The organism is Paenibacillus sp. FSL H8-0548 (assembly GCF_038630985.1).
In the GTDB taxonomy this organism is placed as follows: Bacteria; Bacillota; Bacilli; order Paenibacillales; family Paenibacillaceae; genus Pristimantibacillus.
The window spans coordinates 1,197,501-1,216,584 of the sequence record NZ_CP152049.1 but is presented as its reverse complement, the minus strand read 5'-3'; the positions used below and the strand labels follow the sequence as shown (position 1 = coordinate 1,216,584).

Here is a 19,084-nt window from a genome sequence, read left to right as displayed (position 1 = left end):
TCCCTTATCCCTTCCTAATATTGCAGATGAGGTAACTTGATGTTATAAGGAAGAGGATATTAAACGATTATCACTCAGCCTTTTGGCAACCCAGCCACCTTTGGAAACTTCCTTTAGGCCTGTTGGCTTTGCGTCATTGTCTTTCGACAACTTTGCTTTTTTCTAGGACTATTTACTTATACCAGTATTTCATAAAATGCTTATATATTCCATCATGAAATTAGCAAAACCAGTGATATTCGGTTCAATTACAATCTCGGGTCAATTTCCTTCTCTCTAGCCACCTCGAATAGGAGATTAGCAACAGCCGATTGGTAAGCTTCATTTTCCGGTGATATGTTAGAAAACGGCACTTCCAGCATGATCTGTCCCAATCGATGCTCATTTATTGATGTGCGAAGCTTCATGTTAATGCTCTTCTGCTTGATCAGCTTCTGGTACTTATGCGGAAAGCGATAATCATAACCATAAATAATGGACATATAGCTTGCATTTCGCACCTTCATATAAGGAACGGCTTCCGGGACTATTTGCTCAGGCTTAATGACAACACCCTCCATATGATTATCTATCGTGAGCGCTCGAAAGTATTGCTCTGCCTGGTCATAGCTCTCTGTATTCATCAGATCCAGCTTAATAAACGAATCATCGCTGAGGAAACGATACATCTCTGATGTGCACCAATCCGGCAATGCTTCACTTCCATCACGATATATCATTTTGAGCAGCGAAAACGGCTTATACTGAAGTTCGCCTGCTTCTGCATAGAGCTCTAGCTGCTTCTTGTACGTTACATAGGCTTCAATATGCTCGTCTAGAGGTCTATGCTTCTCCAACATCGTATGAACATGTTTATAGTTCTGATAAATGGTTAAGCCATGTTTTTCATTCAGCTCCCCTTTGCTAAGGTGGAATTGATCCCGCTCAAAGCCGCTTTCCTTATAATTATCCACAAGCTTATTGAACGCTTCATCGAAGCCATTCGCCTGCAAGAAGGCCAGCTCCGTCTTTAACGCCTGCTCAATGGGCTTGAACTGCTTGTCAATGAGACCTTCTCCGAGCGCTTGCCATGGAAGCAGCTCACCATCGAGCAGCAGCATCGCAATGTCGTTTTCCTTCATATAGCCGCCAAACCTATTCAGCAGCTTCTCGTACACTGGAGTTAGATCCAGCTTGTTAATTTCGTAGCCATTGCGGCTAACTGCGAAGCATTGGTCTAACTCGGCATGCAAATAAACATTGCATCTTGATCCCATATATTTCGGCTGCAGCACGACTTCCTTGACACCGCGGCCCCTAAAATAGTCCAGCCCTTTGCTCAGCGACTCCAGCTCGCCAGCAGCTTCATCCTTATCCGCTGGCGCCATCGTGCCAGAAATATAATTAATTTTATGGCTTGCACAATACTGAAGTCTGCGAGCTTCATCCTCGTCTAGCTCCTGTAGAGAAACCTTTCGTTCCTGTTTGAATAGTGTGTACAGCTCATCACCTATCGCCGCTTGGGCAGACAGTTGTGATTTGTATATCGGCTTCGCCGAAAGCATGACAGAGGTGAGCTGATTGCCATGTACGGCACCAGAGTCAATATGAATTTTATTTTTGATTCGGAAGGCGTTCTTGGCTGCGATATGCCCAAAGACATGATACGGCTGATTAGCTACCGCCTCCCTCTTCAGAAACGCCAGCTGTTCCTCAAGCGGCGCTGAGCGGTCAATGCGGAAATTACGCTGATGCCGCTTCGAATCTGAGTCCAGCTTGCCGATATATTTGTTCTCGCATGGAGCATGAGTAACATAATAAGAAGAGCCGTGCTTGCCTACCCTCTTATAAAAGGGGTTCGAAAGCGACACAAGATGATTAAATCGCTGAAGCAGCATATCGTCTCCTCTAAGCACCTCCGTAGAATCGAAATAGGCATGCAGAAGCTCCTCTTCCACCCCTTTAATTTCACCGCGCATATATTTATATACGAAGCTTTCATGGTTGCCTAATACGAACAGAAAATGATGCTGATTCACGTATAGAAAATCAATGATTTCCTTCGTGCGCTTGCCTTTGTCGATCCAATCCCCGACTAGAAGTACCTTCGTATCCCTGACCTTTGCAGTTTCCAGCAGCTGATCGCCATCCAATTCAAAGCCATGGCTCACGAGCAGTGCTTTCAGTTCATCCACGCATTCATGAACATCGCCTACAATGATCGCCTTCTGTTCTAATGGCAATATTGCAGCCAGATAATCATCGACATCTTCGATCATAATTTTGTAATCCTTATTTACTAACCGGTCAGCTGGAGAATAAAAGTCCTTCGCGCGTACTTTATGGATTTTGTTATACTTCTCCCTCGAAAGTGAGCCAAGCACCTCCTTGCGCAGCCGATTGATATGGCTCGTAATTAGCTTCTTTGATCGATCTGATGCGTAATAATCCTCCCGCTTCCGGTAGTCAAACAGTACAACCTCCAGATTATAATGATTATCCTTCGCGATTCCTCTCACCTTTGCTCGAAAATCCTCGGACAAGCCCGTTGTATCCACCACAACAAATTCGGCATTAATCGGGTAGGTTGTCACCAGCCGCAGCTTCTCGAACAAAAGCTGAAACGCCTGATCGCTTGCTTCCAGCATCACTTGATCATATTTATCGTAGTCACTCCCCAGAAGCTCCTGCCGAATGCTATCAGAGGATATGTACTGCACATTGGCAATCACGCCCTTCTCCTCTTCACGAAAGCGCAGCTGCGGCATAAGCACCTCGTTTGCAAACGTTGTTTTACCGCATTCTGTTGACCCAATGAACATAAAAATCGTATGAATCCTCGTTCTCATTTCCATATCTGCTATTCCCTCCTTTTCCGTAAAATCGCACCTTGTGTCGTTTGAATTCCGTTGACCCCATCACCAATGGCGATAAATGTGGTTTCTATATCCTGCATGTCCACCGCTTCGAGCAGCCATTCCTGAAATTCTGCTCGCCCTAGCTCCCATTTATGATCATCATGTCTAAATTCGCTCAGCTCATAGTAAGCATTAAACTCGGCATTTGGTGTCGTCAGCACAAAATAATCAAAATCGACCTGCTTGCAAATTTGCCGAATAAGCGTTCTCGCCTCTTCCAAGCTCATATGCTCGATAACCTCCGTCAGTACAACGTCTACTTGCTCACCGTTATACTCCTCTAGGAAGCGATCGATAGACGAGAAGGTAACAATATTGTCCAATTCCTTCCCTTTCGCCCTCCGCTGCACGATCTCAAGCAATGGCTCGCTAATATCAATTGCATAATAGGTGGCCTCAATCTTAGCTGCATATGGAATGGCATAAAAACCTTCGCCGCAGCCTACATCCACAATCGACTTATCGAATGGAAGCACACTGCCGATATAGCTTCGCCGCTGCTGCGCAGTCCCGCCAAAGGAGAGCTGTATCGCATATCGATCTGTCTTCTCAAGCTCTGCCTTATATTTCTTGAATCGATCTCTAGATGCCAGAAAATTGCGGGCAAACAAGCTGCGGATATAGAAGGGCGCATCCATAATTTGAATACTCCTTATATATTTCATCAAAACATTATCGGAGATATCGATATATTCATCGCTGAACATCGCCAAGAATAAACAGAGCACGCTGACAACATGCATAAGCTCATGCAGCGATTTATGTGTCTTGATTGTAAGTGAATAGCTTTTATCCGCCAGATGCACCGCTTCAAACGAATAGTCTGTCAGATGCTTCTCAAAAAACTGAATATATCGCAAAAGCTGAATATGAATCATATTGATATGAAAGACATGCTCATACTCCTCCGTGTCCTTCGTATCCTGCGCCTTCAGCGGTGAAGCAAAAAACTCATTAATAGCCCCAAGCACAAAGAGCGGCGTATGATACCGGGAAACATTGAGATATTCGAATTGATCCTCTCTATGCTGCTTATAAGAAACCTCATTGTCGGCATCCTTAAAATAAACATTAAAGGTCCCTTCATCGGTGTACCAGCCGTAAGCCATCCCTTTGCGCATTTCGCGCAGAAGCATGCCGGTATGTGGATTTTTTCTAATGACGAACGAAAAGCTTGGGTTCGTCGACTTCAGTTGTACGATTGCCATTGCAGCCTGCTCCCTTCCTATACAGTAATAGCCTTGCTCTCTCCCCACACCTCTTGCAGTGCATTGCGGAACAAGTCATCAAGCTGCTCATCCCTCGTCCCCTCGCTTTGCCTAAGTGCTAGAGCTATCTGTTCAAAATAAGCGATGCGTTCCTCCAAATAATCATTGATCGGATGAAGTCTTGGCTCGTAATCGAGCTCCTCGCCTGCTTTCTTGCGCCTTAACAATTGTGCGATAACGATGCGAAGCTCGCTGTTCTTAGGTATAAGCGCTTCGACCAATTCATCGAATGCGATTGGCGGCATCGTATTGTAGGCTTCAATCCAACCGCACGCTAAAATAGGCCGCAGCACATAAAAATATTTTTTTATTTTCACATGCTCTCCCTGTAAGTATTCTCTATAGTTCCCCTTCGCCATATTGAGATAGTGATACATACATGACTTTGGCGAAAAGCTTAATGGAGAAATCCCACGGATTTGCTTTGCTACCGTATATTTCGTAAAGTACGGAATCGGAGATTGCAGCCATTCCAGCAGCGGCGGGTTCGATTTGCGAAACAGAAGAAGCGCTTTGCGCAAATCCCAGCCATTGATATCGAGTAGATTGCTGATCGGCCGCTCAATCACATCTCTTTTATCAAAAATAGACAAGTACCACTCGATCGGCCTTACATATATAAAACGAACGTCATAATCACTATCTTTGGAAGGAAAGCCCCACGCTCTGCTTCCCGACTCGCACGCATAGACAATCCGTACCTGCTCCTCCTGCTCGATCTTGCCAAGCTCTAACAAAATATCCGTATGTATATTGTTCATCCTATTCACTCCTTCATGCACTGAAATTTCAAATAAAAAAAGACCATAGACATCATCGTCCATGGTCTCGTAGTGTGGAAGGATAGCGCTTCGACTGACACAAAATCAGCACAGACTATCCCTCCTCAAATACCAAACGAAGGGGCCGATGAGTGGAGCTATTTTGTAAATTAAAATGAAATGAGCTGTCTCCATCATTTACGTTAACTGGATATAGTTCCTCATATTGGTTTAGCATTCTCCTCGAACCCCCTCTATTCCTTTATTTTTTAAGTTCCTTTTACAGCAGCCAGCGGCTTGCATTTGGCAACGACCTGCGCGAGCCCCGCTCCTACCACACTTTCAATAATTTGATCGACATCCTTATAGGCCTGCGGCGACTCATCAACGAGAGACTCCATAGAGCGCTGGTTCACGACAATTTCATCGTCCGTCCCTACGCGCATCGCAGCCGCTACTTCTTCTACCGAGATGAGCTGCTTCGTTGCGTTGCGTGAGCGAATGCGTCCTGCGCCATGACAGATTGAATAATGATTAGCCGCTCCTCCGGGGCTGCCGACCATAATGTAGGAGGCCGTCCCCATGGAGCCAGGAATAAGCGCCGGATGCCCAGTCGCAGCGTATGGCTCTGGATTATCCGTGTGTCCTGCAGGGAGCGCTCTTGTCGCCCCCTTTCGATGGACGAAATACGCTTGCCCGTCCTGCTCTTCCTCCCATGCATAGTTGTGCATGAGATCATACAGCGTACGCAGCTCAAACTTCGGACCGAATACATCCTTCCCAGCCTCGCGGACAGCATACGCAATCAGGTGCCGATTCACGATGGCATAGTTCAAGGCTGAATACATCAAATGAATGTAGGTTTGCCCTAGTGGATGAGAGATCGGAGCGTACAGCAGCTTGGGATCGGCGGTGCCAATGCCTTCTTGCTTCATCATTTTTGCCATATCGGTGCTGCAATATTGACTGACCGCACCACCCCATGCCCGTGAGCCGGAATGAATCATAATAACGACCTGACCATCGAATAATCCCCAGCTCTCGGCAATTTCTCGATTTTCCTCTGCAATTTCAATCGCCTGAATTTCTACAAAATGATTGCCTCCGCCGAGCGTGCCCAGCTGGCGATGCGCACGATGCCAGACCGCTTCCGGGAATTTATCCAGCACCTCTTCGTCAAAATAAAATCGGCTGCTCTCCACATGCGTCAATGAGCTCGCCTTACGCGGTGTGTAGGCATCAGGAATATATTTTTTAGGCAAGCCGTGCAAGCCCTTCTTCACGATATTCTCCAGTCTAATGTCTGAGAAATGTCCTCTGGCATGCTCCTCAACCGGCAAATACTTTTCTATCGCACGAACAAACTTCCGCCGCAGCTTAACCTCCTTCAGATCATCCTTATGGAGGCTCGTAAGCTGTACCCTCATTCCACAGCCGATATCGCTGCCTACAATCGATGGCGACACGTAGCCGTCACTGGCATTCCAGACTGCCGTTGTACCAATACAAGTGCCAACACCAACATGTACATCCGGCGTATAGCTCATATACACCTGATTTGGAATTTGCAAATTATTGTTTGCCATTTCAAATACTTTATAGTCCAAGGACGCGAACAGCTCCGGTCCTGCATAAACATGTACCTGCCCCGATGGCAGTTGTACCTTCTGATAATAATTTTTTTTCATGCTTGTTATCTCCCTAATCATCAAATGAACACAAAAAAGCCATAGACCTGTAAATGTCCATGGCTTTACTTGCGCCTTTATTTCCTAAACGTTGCAGCAGCACTCCGCATGCAAAATATTAGAAAACAGTCATAGGCCCCGCAGAGGCCGATGAAATGGACGTGCAATATGCTGCGTGAAATTCTAAATTGAGCTTGAACATTGTCATCGACCTCCTTTCAATTGATTTACACTATATTAAGCCCGTTACCCAGCATTTGTCAACGATTTTATAAAAAACAAATCAAGAGATTGTCCTAATAGCAACAATTGATTCGTACACTCCGTTAATATAACAAAGGAAGGGGAAGCGAACATGCAACTTAAAATTTTCTGCTTGATCGCCGCAGCTGCAGTATTACTCGCTGCTTGCGGAGCGAACGCGGATGAGCCTTCAAATTCGGTTACAGACATACAAGCAGCAGCGCTTATCCAAGCAGAGGGTACAGGTTTCATAGGATATGTGGTTAAAGCCGATGGCGAACGTATTTTGGTCGTTTCCCCTGATCGTAAGGACTATAGCGCCCAAGGTGGGCAAATAAATTATTACGCTGCGGATTGGTTTCGCGGGGCTCCTTCGGATATAGAGGTGGGAATGAAGGTAGAGGCTTGGACATTGGGAGGTGAGCTTGCGGAGTCGTATCCTGCCCAAGGTACACTCGAGCGTATTTCTGTTCTAAATGATAGTCAGCCTAAAGGAGCAGAGCTAACGGAAGACGAGGCTGTTAATAGAGCACTTGCTGCTCTTGAAACCGATGAATCCCATTTTACAGTCGTTAAAAGTGCCGCCTATGACTCTGCTGCATCTGAATGGACCGTGTATGTGCTAAACGAAGATCGGGATCATGTCATACCGATTAAAGTTTCCGAACGATAATAGTTAATTCGCTCTGAACTCGCACTCTCTTTTCTCCCCGCACACTAGCTATCCTGCACATTTGCACTAACTTCGCGCTTTTCAGCCCCACCGAGCTGCCTATCCTGCACCTGTGCATTAGAATAGATCATTTTCAACTCAAAACATCCCTATATGGCTGTCTATAATGCAGGCGTGCATCATAGACATGCATCAGCGAGGAAAAACAGCTTCTATCCTGCTAGAGTGCAGGATAGAAGCTATTGAGAGTAGTTGCTGGCTAGCGCAGTTGCCCGTTGTATGATCAGTTGCAGGAGAATCATAAATTAATCGTGAATTTGCTCCGAACGCGCCCCCGCACACTAGCTATCCTGCACATTTGCATTAACTTCACGCTTTTCAGCGAGTGAAGGCATCCAGAAAATCAGCTATTATTTGCTGATACAATCATTGTTTTCACTCGACTCGCTTGGATATAGAAACATCATTTAATGACAACAGCCCAGAGCTTTTTTCAAAAAAGCCCCAGGCTGCCATCTTATCTTTATGCTGTTTATTACTGATATATTATAAATGACTTAATAAGTTTGCACGAACCTCAGCAAGTGTCCGGTCCTGAACCAGCTTTCCGTCCTCAAAAATAACTTCCAGCTGATCCTCCGCCTCACGCGCTGCATATTCCGCTGCACTCAGATTATCGGTATAGCTTAGTACACCTGCCTCCTCTGTTACTAGAACAAGGCCCGTTTGCGACTTCTTCACGCCGTTGTCTGTTTTTGGGTCCTTGTAAATTTTGCGTTCCTCGCCATTCACAATCGTAAATGTCGACTTCAACGCAAAACCAAACGTATCGCGAGTGTTGTACTGGTACGTAAACGAACCGATACCAAACACCATATTCGTCGAAGCGAAGCCTTTAGCCGCCAGACGCTCGCATATTTCACCACACCGCGCGATCGTAATCGCATCGCCATAAATGGCGCCAATATGGCTATCAAGCAGCTTGTAGCCCTTAGCAGTAACCGTGCCGCCAAAAATATCCCAAAGCATTTCAATGACACCCTTGCGCTCGAACTCACTCTCCCCATCCGGGTCTCCGCAAATGATTTTAACCGGATCTCCGCTGTCGGGACGAATGACAACCTTGCCGTCCCTGCTCATAATATCATCCTTCAAGCCGCGGATAACTTCATCCAGCACGCTCCATAAATCCCATGTATCCGATACAATCGAGACGAAGCCAGTCGGATACACCTCTTTGATCAAATAGCGGTACGAAGCCAGCTCATCGCGTCCATGCGCGCACATTACGCTATGCTCTGTCGCAGGTATCGAGGTTCCAACGAGCTCCTTCTCGATATTAGCATTATAATAATTTTCCAAATAGAGAATGGCAGGGATCGTGTCTGTTCCCGTAAACGAAAGCAGATGGCCCGCACTGCTGCCAAGCGCCGATTCCAGCGCACCCATCCCCCGCATCGAGAAGTCATGCCCTTGGAACGGAACGCCGATGGTATCGCCATTCGTTTTAAGCGCATACGCTTCTAATATTTTGCGATACTCGAACGCCAGTGTGGCGCTTGTAGCCGGCATCCACAGCTGGCACGACATTAACGTTTCCAAATAATTTGTAAGCCAGAAAAATTCCGGCTTCGTGTTCTCGATGGTCAGCATCGGCATGCGTATTGGCACTAATTTCCCTTCCTTAATGGCTTTGATTTTAATTGGCAAATAACCAAGATCATGCAGCTCCTCAATATGCGAAGCATCAGGCTCTGCTACTCCAAGCGCATACTGTATGAGCCTTTTGTATTCAGCAGCTACCTCAGCTCTCGTTCTAGCAAAGAAGTTCTCATTGAAATAAGCGATCAAATATTGCTTAATAAACGATTGGAATCCGAAGGCTACAACCTCATTCATCCCTTCTAAGCGGCTAGTACGTGCCGTCCAGGTCGAATAAACGAGCTCAGTTCCTTTTGGATACTGGTTTTTATGGCTCACCTTGTAAAAATCACACAGCAGTGTAGCTGGATAAACGAATGTTTGAGTCATCCTATAAACCTCCTATTTCGTATACATGAATTTTGTTGTGCTCTGCCTGATCTAGAATCGTGTTCGTTGTAAATACTTTATCGATGAGATCGGTTTCTAATATTTTCCCTTTATAGATCGATTTCTCGCAATGGCCCACCAGCAAATAGATGTGCGAAGCGCCGATTTCCTTCAGCTTCTCCCCGCTCAGCATAAACGTTCCACCGTACGAGCAAAGATCATCGACAATAATAACTTTAAAGCCTGTGCCTTCCACCTGACCGACAACCTCCAGGCTTTTAATTTGGCCCGTTTGAAAGTCTCTCGCCTTAAATCCTACCAGCTGCTTATAGCCCTGAACCTTGCTGTAGCGCTTCTGCGCACCTGCGTCTGGGAAGAACAGATAGTCCTGCTTCGGATCAAAGCCTACCTCCTCGGCGACCTGATCAAGCAGCTGGATCGTCGGATATTTGCCAATGCTGCGATCAATCAACGCTAACGAAACATCAGAATGCGGCTCAATGATCGTTACCGATTCGAAATCCAAACGATTGATGAAGGAAGCCGTATATTTTAATGTAAAAGCAGAGGTTCCTTCCACACGATCCATTCTGCTGTAAGGCAAATAATAAATCGTCAGGCTGCATCTGACTCTGCGGTCATCGAGATAGCTCTTGATGAACATCAGCTTAACGAGATCTCCATCCTCTTCATACTTCCATACAAGCGTATTGAAATCCGCCATATGTGTAAGTATCTCATCACCATTAACGAGCGTCTCGCCATTGGGAAACTGCTTCAAACCAAGCTCTATTCCGTTTAGCATAAGCATGCCAGCACTCTCCTTATCAGCATTTAGCTATAGATTGACAACCGAGGCTCTTCCTTCGTAAAACGGTACAATTGTGCGGCTCGCTGTGAGTATTGATTAGACTGCTTTAGCTGACCGTTCGTATCCTTTGCCTCCTCGATAATTAAGCTGCGGCTCTTCGTAGACGTCAGCTTGCGGATAAAATTGGGCTCCTCAAAATCCGGAACAACGGTCTGTATCACTTGATAAAGCTCGCTGAGCGTAAATTCCTCTGGAAGGAATTCTTTCGCAATCGTTGTCGTAAGCATCTTCTTGCGAATCCCTTGCAGCGCATCGCTCAATATTTGTTTATGGTCAAAAGCCAGATCCATCTGGAGCGCTTCTTGAACGCTGAACAATTGCACATCGGACGCATCAACAGCCGCTGCTCTCCTGGCAAGTAAACGCTCGTTAACGAGCGCCAGAAACGCATGAGAGATAATCCAGCCCCGCGGATCACGTCCAGGAGCACTGTATACGTTAAAATATTCCATATGGACATCCTCGACCGCCGTCTCCTCCTGAAGTTCGCGCTTTGCACAGTCATAGACCGTCTCATCTTCCATTGTGAAGCCGCCCGGCAGCGCCCACTGCCCTTCGAACGGCCAAATGTTGCGTTGAATCAGAAGCACCTGCAGCTCCCTCACAGGCAATGCCTTCTTTCCCATAGGCTTCTCTGTCGATACAATTGTAAAAATGACGATATCGGATGGCGCACCATCTGGCGAACGGTAATTACCGGCAAAATAATTCGATTCATTCTCGACCATACTTACCGCTCTCCTGCTTTTCTTTATTTATCAATTTGATATTATCATAATGACATTATTGAGTGTCGAAGTCAACTCATTTTACAAAAATAGGCTATTGGTCTTACTTTAATCTTCTGACCATTACTCACAGCCTACAAAAAAAGAGCAGCTATGCGCCGCTCTTTCACCGTTTATTTGAATGCTGCTGTATCCGCGGGATAGATGAGTCCCATTTGCTTTCTTGCTTCATCCATAATCTCCAGTGTTGTTAATGAATTCTCAAACGTATTCACCGACGACTCCGTACGTCCAGCTTTAATTAAGGCTATAAATTCTGCAGCCTCGTAATACATCGACTTATGGTCTGCTTGCACTGAAATATCTTCAACCGTACCATTGCGGTATTGAATCTCGACTTTGCTTATTTCGCTAATCTTATCAATAACAATGCTGCCATTCTCTCCTTGAATCTCGGAAGGCAGAGAGGAATGCGTAATCTTGGAGTACATGATAACCGCATCCATGCTTGGATATTGCAATACGAGGCTGCCTTCTCCGTCCACGCCAGATTCCAGCATAACACCCGTTGCTTTAATCACATCCGGCTTGCCAAACAGAGCGACGAGCGGATAGATGCAATAGATGCCTAGATCCATAAGCGATCCGTTCGAGAAGACCGGATTAAAGGCATTCAGCACCGTACCTGCCTTATAAGCATCATATCTTGAGGAGTATTGGCAATAGTTTGCAAAATAGCGCCGGACCTCTCCCAGCTTCGTCACGTTATCCTGAATAGCTTTAAAGCCTGGCAGCAGCGTCGATTTAAGAGCCTCCATGAGCAGCACACCGTTCTCTTGAGCTGCTGCTATCATTTGCCGCAGCTCATATGCATTAGAAGCAATAGGCTTCTCGCAAAGCACATGAATGCCATGCTTCATACAAGTAATGGCATGCCCTGCGTGGAACGAGTTCGGGCTGGCAATATAGACGGCGTCAATTACTCCGCTAGCTGCCATCTCTGCTAGATCCGTAAACGTGTTAGTAATTTTGTGCTTTGCTGCGAATACGCCTGCCGTTTCTGCTGAGCGTGAATATACAGCCGATAGCTCAAACCCTTCAGCTTCACGGGCCGCATCGATAAATGCCTCCGTAATCCAGTTCGTACCGATAATGCCAAATCGTATTTTAGACGTCATTTTAGTTTCTCCTTGAGATTATTTATTGGACATTCTCCTATTGCTTATTATAACGATTGCGTAGACAACCTGTCCAAAGTTGTCTTAAGTCATTTGACAATCGCTATTATTTGTATTAGTTTAGTTAATACAAATAATACTTTGTTATAAGGGGTGATCCGATGATTATGAAGCTTGATTATAACAGTGATATCCCGATCTACGTGCAGCTCCGAAACCAAATCATCATCGGAATTGGCGTAGGCGGTCTAGCATATGGGGAGCGCTTGCCGACGGTCAGGCAGCTTGCTGATGATTTAGGCGTGAATGCGATGACCGTTAACAAAGCATATGCTATTTTGAAAAATGAGGGATTTATATCGATTGACCGCAGGCATGGAGCCAAAGTCAACACGATATGGAACAAACAAGCTAACTTCGACCAAAAGCTCGAGCATGAGTTAAAGCTTGTCATTTCCGAGGCCAGCCTAAGAGGAGTGAGCAGAGAGGAATTTATGCAAATTTGCTCCAATATCTTTACTGCTGCAGCAAGCAAACATCATCCCTTGTCAGAATAGGAGACCATTCATGAACCAGCTTTTATTAATTATACCTGCCGTAATCGTCTATATTTGTATTGTTGTCATGTTTTTGAAGCAAGGACTGCCGAACAAGCAAATTTTATTTGGTGTGACGCTGCCCGTGCCTGCTTTGGAGGATCCAGCGATTAAGCAGATGCAAGCCGAATATAAAAAATCTTATCTCCAATTTAGCATTGCAGCTTTGCTTACTATAGCACCGCTGTATTTGCTTGCGCCTTACTTTTCATTAGCCTTCATCTATCTATTTCTTTGGATTGCCGCTTTTTTATATACCTCTACGCTTCCTTTTAAAAAAATGCATCATAAAGCATCTGCACTTAAACGTGAAAAGGAATGGTTTGTTGGCAAAAAGAGGCTCGTCAGCATCGATAAAAAAGTAAAGCTGCTAAAACAATCGTTGCCTGCTTCTCCGTATTGGTTTTTGATTCCGCTGCTACTATCCGTCATACCGCTTCTTCTTTCCTTCCAAAACTCAAATACTCTTTTAAGAATGACAGGAATTGCTTCGCTCGCAATGACTGCGATTATCTATGTCCTCTATTTCTCTTTTGGGAAAATGAAAGCAAAAGGGTATAGCGATAACCATCACCTCAATGCGGCAATCAACGCCGTAGCGAACCGTTATTGGTCGATATTATGGATCTGTCTAGCTATCTTTGAGAGCATCAACGCCATAGTCGCATACATCATATTGACGCAGAACAGCTCACCAAGCTTTACTCAGTGGATCATTGGCATTATTATGGTATCGCTAATACCGCTTGGCAGCATCGTAATGGTACATAACAAGCTTCGAGAGTTAGGCGTTAGTCTTGCAGAGAACGATGGAAAGGGCATTTATACAGATGATGACGAATATTGGATCAATGGGTCCACCTATTTCAATCCTAATAATAAATCCGTCTTCGTGCCTAAGCGTATTGGCATCGGAACAACCGTAAATATGGCTACGAGGGGCGGAAAATGGATTCAATACGGCGGTATTGTATTCGCTTTTGTCATTGTCGTCCCGATCGCTGTTTTTGCCGTGCAATCCGACCAGACTAAGCCTGTTCTCACTGTTGCTGACAGCGGAATCGTCTCTATTGAATACCCATTGTATAATTATAGCTTTGATATCAAAGAGGCTGCAGATCTAACGTTGGAACAGACAGTTCCTAGCGGCTTCCGAACGAATGGCGTGGCTACTGCTGAATATGCGAGAGGCAACTTTTCTTTAGAAAAGCTCGGTCATGCCAAGCTCTATGTATTTAAAAATTCACCGCCGTACATTTTCATCCATTTGGACGATCTAACTGTTATTTTCAATTATAAAGAAGCTGCTGCTACCGAAGCTCTATTTGCCAAGCTAACAGCCAGCAAGTCTTAATTGTCGTTTCCATAAACGAACGTCTCAAGCGCTGCTAATGATAGCTCGGAAAGCTGCTCAGAATTGTCAAAATAAAGCACAGAGGACGCGGAGATATTCCATTTCAGTTCTCTTTTGGCAAGTGAGCAGCTAAACTCGTCCCAATTGTCCAGCTTGTAGTGATCAAGCTCTGACCCTCTGTGTACAATTCGTTCATAATGAAGCTTATCATCACGAAGGGATACAAATACGACCTTCACATCAACATCCAATAAGGAGGCCCCAATTGCAGCGAGCTCCAGCTCGATCCAATTCGGGGTCTCCGTTTCCTTTGTAAACGGCCCAATCACAAATATATCTCCGTCATTCGCAATATTTTCGAGTGCAGCATCCATTGTTATGCGATAACCTAAATCACGGCATAACTTCTTGTAATCGTTAGAATCACGATCGCTTGGATCAAGCCCCGCCTGCGTCATAAGCGCTACCGCAGCCGGCCTAAGCACCGTGTCCATATCAATGATCGCAACTCCATGCCTCTTCGCCAGCGCTTTAGCCAGCGTCGTCTTCCCTGCTCCTGCACCGCCCACAAAAAACACTAATTTCCGCATAGCCGCCTCCTTCGATCCTTCATCTATTTACTCATCATATCAGACCTATACAAAAAAACACCCTGCAGCGCAGGATGTCTTAGATGTTCACTATTGGAGCGGAAGACGGGAATCGAACCCGCGACCCTCGCCTTGGCAAGGCGATGCTCTACCGCTGAGCCACTTCCGCATAATAATGGCTGGGGATTCAGGGATCGAACCTGAGAATGACGGAGTCAAAGTCCGTTGCCTTACCGCTTGGCTAATCCCCAACATATATTTTAATACTCTTTTTTGAAAAATGGCGGAGCTGACGGGATTCGAACCCGCGGTCTCCTGCGTGACAGGCAGGCATGTTGGGCCACTACACCACAGCTCCGTATGTATAAGCTCGGATAAATCCGAAGGTAAAACCTTGGTTTGGTTGCGGGGGCAGGATTTGAACCTGCGGCCTTCGGGTTATGAGCCCGACGAGCTACCGGGCTGCTCCACCCCGCGTCATTTACTACTTATGCTATTGAATTCCAGAACTAATCCCACATATGTGAGACGTTTACTAATACAATCATTAGTAAATTGCGCCCTGAAAACTGGATACGAAAGGTAGGTTTGCTGAAAACCTGTTCTGCTGCTGTCTACCGGATGTATGGGTCACAGTAAACGTGTTTAGGATAAGCCCTCGACCGATTAGTATTCGTCAGCTACACACATTGCTGTGCTTCCACCCCGAACCTATCAACCTCGTCGTCTTCAAGGGGTCTTACATACTGGGAAATCTCATCTTGAGGGGGGCTTCGCGCTTAGATGCTTTCAGCGCTTATCCCGTCCGTACTTGGCTACCCAGCGGTGCTCCTGGCGGAACAACTGGTACACCAGCGGTACGTCCATCCCGGTCCTCTCGTACTAAGGACAGCTCCTCTCAAATTTCCTGCGCCCGCGACAGATAGGGACCGAACTGTCTCACGACGTTCTGAACCCAGCTCGCGTACCGCTTTAATGGGCGAACAGCCCAACCCTTGGGACCTACTTCAGCCCCAGGATGCGATGAGCCGACATCGAGGTGCCAAACCTCCCCGTCGATGTGGACTCTTGGGGGAGATAAGCCTGTTATCCCCAGGGTAGCTTTTATCCGTTGAGCGATGGCCCTTCCATTCGGTACCACCGGATCACTAAGCCCGACTTTCGTCCCTGCTCGACTTGTAGGTCTCGCAGTCAAGCTCCCTTATGCCTTTGCACTCTGCGAATGATTTCCAACCATTCTGAGGGAACCTTTGGGCGCCTCCGTTACATTTTAGGAGGCGACCGCCCCAGTCAAACTGTCCACCTGACACGGTCCCCGAACCGGTTTCACGGTTCTAGGTTAGAACTCCGATACGATCAGGGTGGTATCCCAACGGTGCCTCCACACAAGCTGGCGCTCATGCTTCGTAGGCTCCCACCTATCCTGTACAGATCGTACCAAAGTTCAATATCAAGTTACAGTAAAGCTCCATGGGGTCTTTCCGTCTTGTCGCGGGTAACCTGCATCTTCACAGGTATTAAAATTTCACCGGATCTCTCGTTGAGACAGCGCCCAAGTCGTTACGCCATTCGTGCGGGTCAGAATTTACCTGACAAGGAATTTCGCTACCTTAGGACCGTTATAGTTACGGCCGCCGTTTACTGGGGCTTCGGTTCACAGCTTCGGGTTACCCCTAACCGCTCCCCTTAACCTTCCAGCACCGGGCAGGCGTCAGCCCGTATACTTCGCCTTACGGCTTCGCACAGACCTGTGTTTTTGCTAAACAGTCGCTTGGGCCTTTTCACTGCGGCCCCCTCGGGCTATAAACCCTACCGAGGCACCTCTTCTCCCGAAGTTACGAGGTCATTTTGCCGAGTTCCTTAACGAGAGTTCTTCCGCGCGCCTTAGCATACTCTGCTCGCCTACCTGTGTCGGTTTGCGGTACGGGCACCTAGATCTCACTAGAGGCTTTTCTTGACAGCCGGAGTACATGACCTTCGCTACTGTAATTTTCGCTCCCCATCACAGCCCAGCCTTATAGTGTGCGGATTTGCCTACACACCAGCCTCACTGCTTAGACGGACTATTCCATCAGTCCGCGTCACTGCCCTTCTGTGTCACCCCATTGCTCAAACAATCTTCGGTGGTACAGGAATTTCAACCTGTTGTCCATCCACTACGCCTTTCGGCCTCGCGTTAGGTCCCGACTTACCCTGAGAGGACGAGCCTTCCTCAGGAACCCTTAGGCTTTCGGCGGACAAGATTCTCACTTGTCTTTTCGTTACTCATACCGGCATTCTCACTTGAATACAGTCCACCAGTCCTCACGGTCCAACTTCAATCCGTATTCAACGCTCCCCTACCCAAGTACCATTAAGGTACATGTCATAGCTTCGGTGGTGTGTTTAGCCCCGTTACATTTTCGGCGCAGAGTCACTCGACCAGTGAGCTATTACGCACTCTTTAAATGATGGCTGCTTCTAAGCCAACATCCTGGTTGTCTTTGCAACTCCACATCCTTTCCCACTTAACACACACTTGGGGACCTTAGCTGATGATCTGGGCTGTTTCCCTCTTGACAATGGATCTTAGCACTCACTGTCTGACTCCCGAGTAGCACGTCTATGGCATTCGGAGTTTGACTGGACTTGGTAACCCTTGGCGGGCCCCGCACCCAATCAGTGCTCTACCTCCACGACGCTCATTCCTCGAGGCTAGCCCTAAAGCTATTTCGGGGAGAACCAGCTATCTCCGAGTTCGATTGGAATTTCTCCGCTACCCCCACCTCATCCCCGCACTTTTCAACGTGCGTGGGTTCGGGCCTCCAGTGCGTGTTACCGCACCTTCACCCTGGACAGGGGTAGATCACACGGTTTCGGGTCTACGACCACGTACTTATTCGCCCTATTCAGACTCGCTTTCGCTACGGCTCCGTCTTCCCGACTTAACCTTGCACGTGATCGTAACTCGCCGGTTCATTCTACAAAAGGCACGCCATCACCCATTTAACGGGCTCTGACTTTTTGTAAGCGCACGGTTTCAGGTTCTTTTTCACTCCGCTTCCGCGGTGCTTTTCACCTTTCCCTCACGGTACTGCTTCACTATCGGTCACCAGGGAGTATTTAGCCTTGGCAGATGGTCCTGCCGGATTCCGACGGGGTTTCTCGTGTCCCGCCGTACTCAGGATCCGTCTCGGAGAGTGCTTGCTTTCGGTTACAGGGCTTTTACCTGCTCTGGCGGGCCTTTCCAGACCTCTTCGCCTACCAAACACCTTTGTAACTCCATGTGAGACGTCCTACAACCCCAAGGAGCAAGCTCCTTGGTTTGGGCTAATCCGCGTTCGCTCGCCGCTACTGACGGAATCACTATTGTTTTCTCTTCCTCAGGGTACTTAGATGTTTCAGTTCCCCTGGTATGCCTCTATCCAACCTATGTATTCAGTTGAAAGTAACTGCCCATTACGGCAGCTGGGTTTCCCCATTCGGAAATCCTCGGATCAATGCCTGCTTACGGCTCCCCGGGGCGGTATCGTTGTTCGCCACGTCCTTCTTCGGCTCCTGGTGCCTAGGCATCCTCCGTGCGCTCTTACTAGCTTAACCATATGCTCAGGTGATTCGGCTTGCCCGCCGTTTTCCTTTTGTTTCTCTGATCTCCTAAGACATCAAATGGTTGAAACAAAACGAAAAGAAGTCGGAACAATCTCGAACACCTTTCGCTTACAATAAAAACAACTTAAAGGATGTTTCAGCAATTCTTTTCTTTCGTTATCCAGTTTTCAAGGTGCAAAGTAAATCACAGACAACCTTGCGGTTGCTGCTAGGTGTGAATATAACACCTGCTTGGCGACGTCCTACTCTCCCAAGACCCTGCGGTCTAAGTACCATCGGCGCTGAAGGGCTTAACGGTCGTGTTCGGTATGGGAACGCGTGGTTCCCCTCCGCCATCGCCACCAAACGGATGACTTAACGTTGAAAGACGATTAATCTTTCAAAACTGACAACGAGTAAGCGATAAACTGCCAAGTTTATCCGAACCTCATCGGGTTCGGGTATTTCCTTAGAAAGGAGGTGATCCAGCCGCACCTTCCGATACGGCTACCTTGTTACGACTTCACCCCAATCATCTACCCCACCTTCGACGGCTAGCTCCCTTGCGGGTTACCCCACCGGCTTCGGGTGTTGTAAACTCTCGTGGTGTGACGGGCGGTGTGTACAAGACCCGGGAAC

Annotated in this window: 12 protein-coding genes, 4 tRNA genes, 3 rRNA genes and 1 riboswitch (1 of these 20 running past the window's edge); of the genes, 3 read left to right on the top strand and 16 right to left on the bottom strand. The window is 47.0% G+C overall.

The window, feature by feature from the left end; translation table 11 throughout:
* Window positions 1–81 precede the first annotated feature (81 nt).
* A riboswitch (cyclic di-GMP riboswitch) is annotated at window positions 82–167 on the bottom strand.
* An 81-nt stretch (window positions 168–248) separates the two neighbouring features.
* From MHI37_RS05035 to MHI37_RS05020, 4 genes are all read right to left on the bottom strand, one after another.
* Window positions 249–2,834, bottom strand: coding sequence for a metallophosphoesterase (locus tag MHI37_RS05035; protein ID WP_076339547.1), 2,586 nt, complete (start codon window positions 2,832–2,834; stop codon window positions 249–251).
* 5 nt (window positions 2,835–2,839) lie between these two features.
* The gene (locus MHI37_RS05030) at window positions 2,840–4,105 is read right to left on the bottom strand and encodes a class I SAM-dependent methyltransferase (RefSeq protein WP_076339546.1); all 1,266 of its coding nucleotides are present in this window, start codon (window positions 4,103–4,105) and stop codon (window positions 2,840–2,842) included.
* A gap of 17 nt (window positions 4,106–4,122) precedes the next feature.
* Window positions 4,123–4,926 (bottom strand): nucleotidyltransferase domain-containing protein, encoded by an 804-nt coding sequence (locus MHI37_RS05025; RefSeq protein ID WP_076339545.1) that lies wholly within the window; start codon window positions 4,924–4,926, stop codon window positions 4,123–4,125.
* Window positions 4,927–5,195: 269 nt separating this feature from the next.
* The gene (locus MHI37_RS05020; protein WP_076339544.1) at window positions 5,196–6,614 is read right to left on the bottom strand and encodes an RtcB family protein; all 1,419 of its coding nucleotides are present in this window, start codon (window positions 6,612–6,614) and stop codon (window positions 5,196–5,198) included.
* Between the two features lie 355 nt (window positions 6,615–6,969).
* On the opposite strand from MHI37_RS05020, the gene MHI37_RS05015 reads away from it, so the two are divergent.
* Window positions 6,970–7,530 (top strand): DUF3221 domain-containing protein, encoded by a 561-nt coding sequence (locus MHI37_RS05015; protein WP_076339543.1) that lies wholly within the window; start codon window positions 6,970–6,972, stop codon window positions 7,528–7,530.
* 546 nt (window positions 7,531–8,076) lie between these two features.
* Here the strand turns inward: MHI37_RS05015 and MHI37_RS05010 are convergent.
* The 4 genes from MHI37_RS05010 to MHI37_RS04995 form a co-directional block, all read right to left on the bottom strand.
* Window positions 8,077–9,561 carry a nicotinate phosphoribosyltransferase gene (locus MHI37_RS05010; RefSeq protein ID WP_076339542.1) on the bottom strand — a complete coding sequence of 495 codons (1,485 nt, stop codon included), beginning with the start codon at window positions 9,559–9,561 and terminating at the stop codon, window positions 8,077–8,079.
* Window position 9,562: 1 nt separating this feature from the next.
* On the bottom strand, window positions 9,563–10,372 hold the full coding sequence (locus MHI37_RS05005) for a ribose-phosphate pyrophosphokinase (protein ID WP_076339541.1): 810 nt from the start codon (window positions 10,370–10,372) through the stop codon (window positions 9,563–9,565).
* A gap of 23 nt (window positions 10,373–10,395) precedes the next feature.
* Complete coding sequence (locus MHI37_RS05000; RefSeq protein WP_076339540.1) at window positions 10,396–11,160, bottom strand: NUDIX domain-containing protein; 765 nt, start codon at window positions 11,158–11,160, stop codon at window positions 10,396–10,398.
* Between the two features lie 173 nt (window positions 11,161–11,333).
* Window positions 11,334–12,338: a Gfo/Idh/MocA family oxidoreductase gene (locus MHI37_RS04995; protein WP_076339539.1), complete on the bottom strand. Its 1,005-nt coding sequence runs from the start codon at window positions 12,336–12,338 to the stop codon at window positions 11,334–11,336.
* A 161-nt stretch (window positions 12,339–12,499) separates the two neighbouring features.
* Here MHI37_RS04995 and MHI37_RS04990 point away from each other — a divergent pair, with 161 nt between their 5' ends.
* Entirely contained in the window at window positions 12,500–12,895 is a 396-nt protein-coding gene (locus MHI37_RS04990) for a GntR family transcriptional regulator (RefSeq protein ID WP_076339538.1), read from the top strand.
* Between the two features lie 10 nt (window positions 12,896–12,905).
* Window positions 12,906–14,288, top strand: a complete 1,383-nt coding sequence (locus MHI37_RS04985) for a DUF5808 domain-containing protein (protein ID WP_076339537.1) — start codon at window positions 12,906–12,908, stop codon at window positions 14,286–14,288.
* Here MHI37_RS04985 and MHI37_RS04980 read toward each other — a convergent pair.
* From MHI37_RS04980 to MHI37_RS04945, 8 genes are all read right to left on the bottom strand, one after another.
* Complete coding sequence (locus tag MHI37_RS04980) at window positions 14,285–14,878, bottom strand: AAA family ATPase (RefSeq protein WP_076339536.1); 594 nt, start codon at window positions 14,876–14,878, stop codon at window positions 14,285–14,287. The two genes, MHI37_RS04985 and MHI37_RS04980, sit on opposite strands and share 4 nt — an antisense overlap.
* Window positions 14,879–14,972: 94 nt before the next feature.
* Window positions 14,973–15,047 (bottom strand) — tRNA-Gly (locus MHI37_RS04975).
* Between the two features lie 7 nt (window positions 15,048–15,054).
* A tRNA-Gln gene (locus MHI37_RS04970) sits at window positions 15,055–15,129 on the bottom strand.
* Window positions 15,130–15,159: 30 nt separating this feature from the next.
* Window positions 15,160–15,236: transfer RNA gene (locus MHI37_RS04965), tRNA-Asp, on the bottom strand.
* Between the two features lie 42 nt (window positions 15,237–15,278).
* Window positions 15,279–15,355: transfer RNA gene (locus MHI37_RS04960), tRNA-Met, on the bottom strand.
* Window positions 15,356–15,524: 169 nt separating this feature from the next.
* Window positions 15,525–18,457, bottom strand: a 23S ribosomal RNA gene (locus MHI37_RS04955).
* A gap of 238 nt (window positions 18,458–18,695) precedes the next feature.
* Window positions 18,696–18,812, bottom strand: a 5S ribosomal RNA gene (gene rrf / locus MHI37_RS04950).
* 106 nt (window positions 18,813–18,918) lie between these two features.
* Window positions 18,919–19,084: ribosomal RNA gene (locus MHI37_RS04945) — 16S ribosomal RNA — on the bottom strand (it continues 1,390 nt past the right edge of the window).
* The 16S, 23S and 5S rRNA genes sit together here with 4 tRNA genes alongside, the layout of an rRNA operon.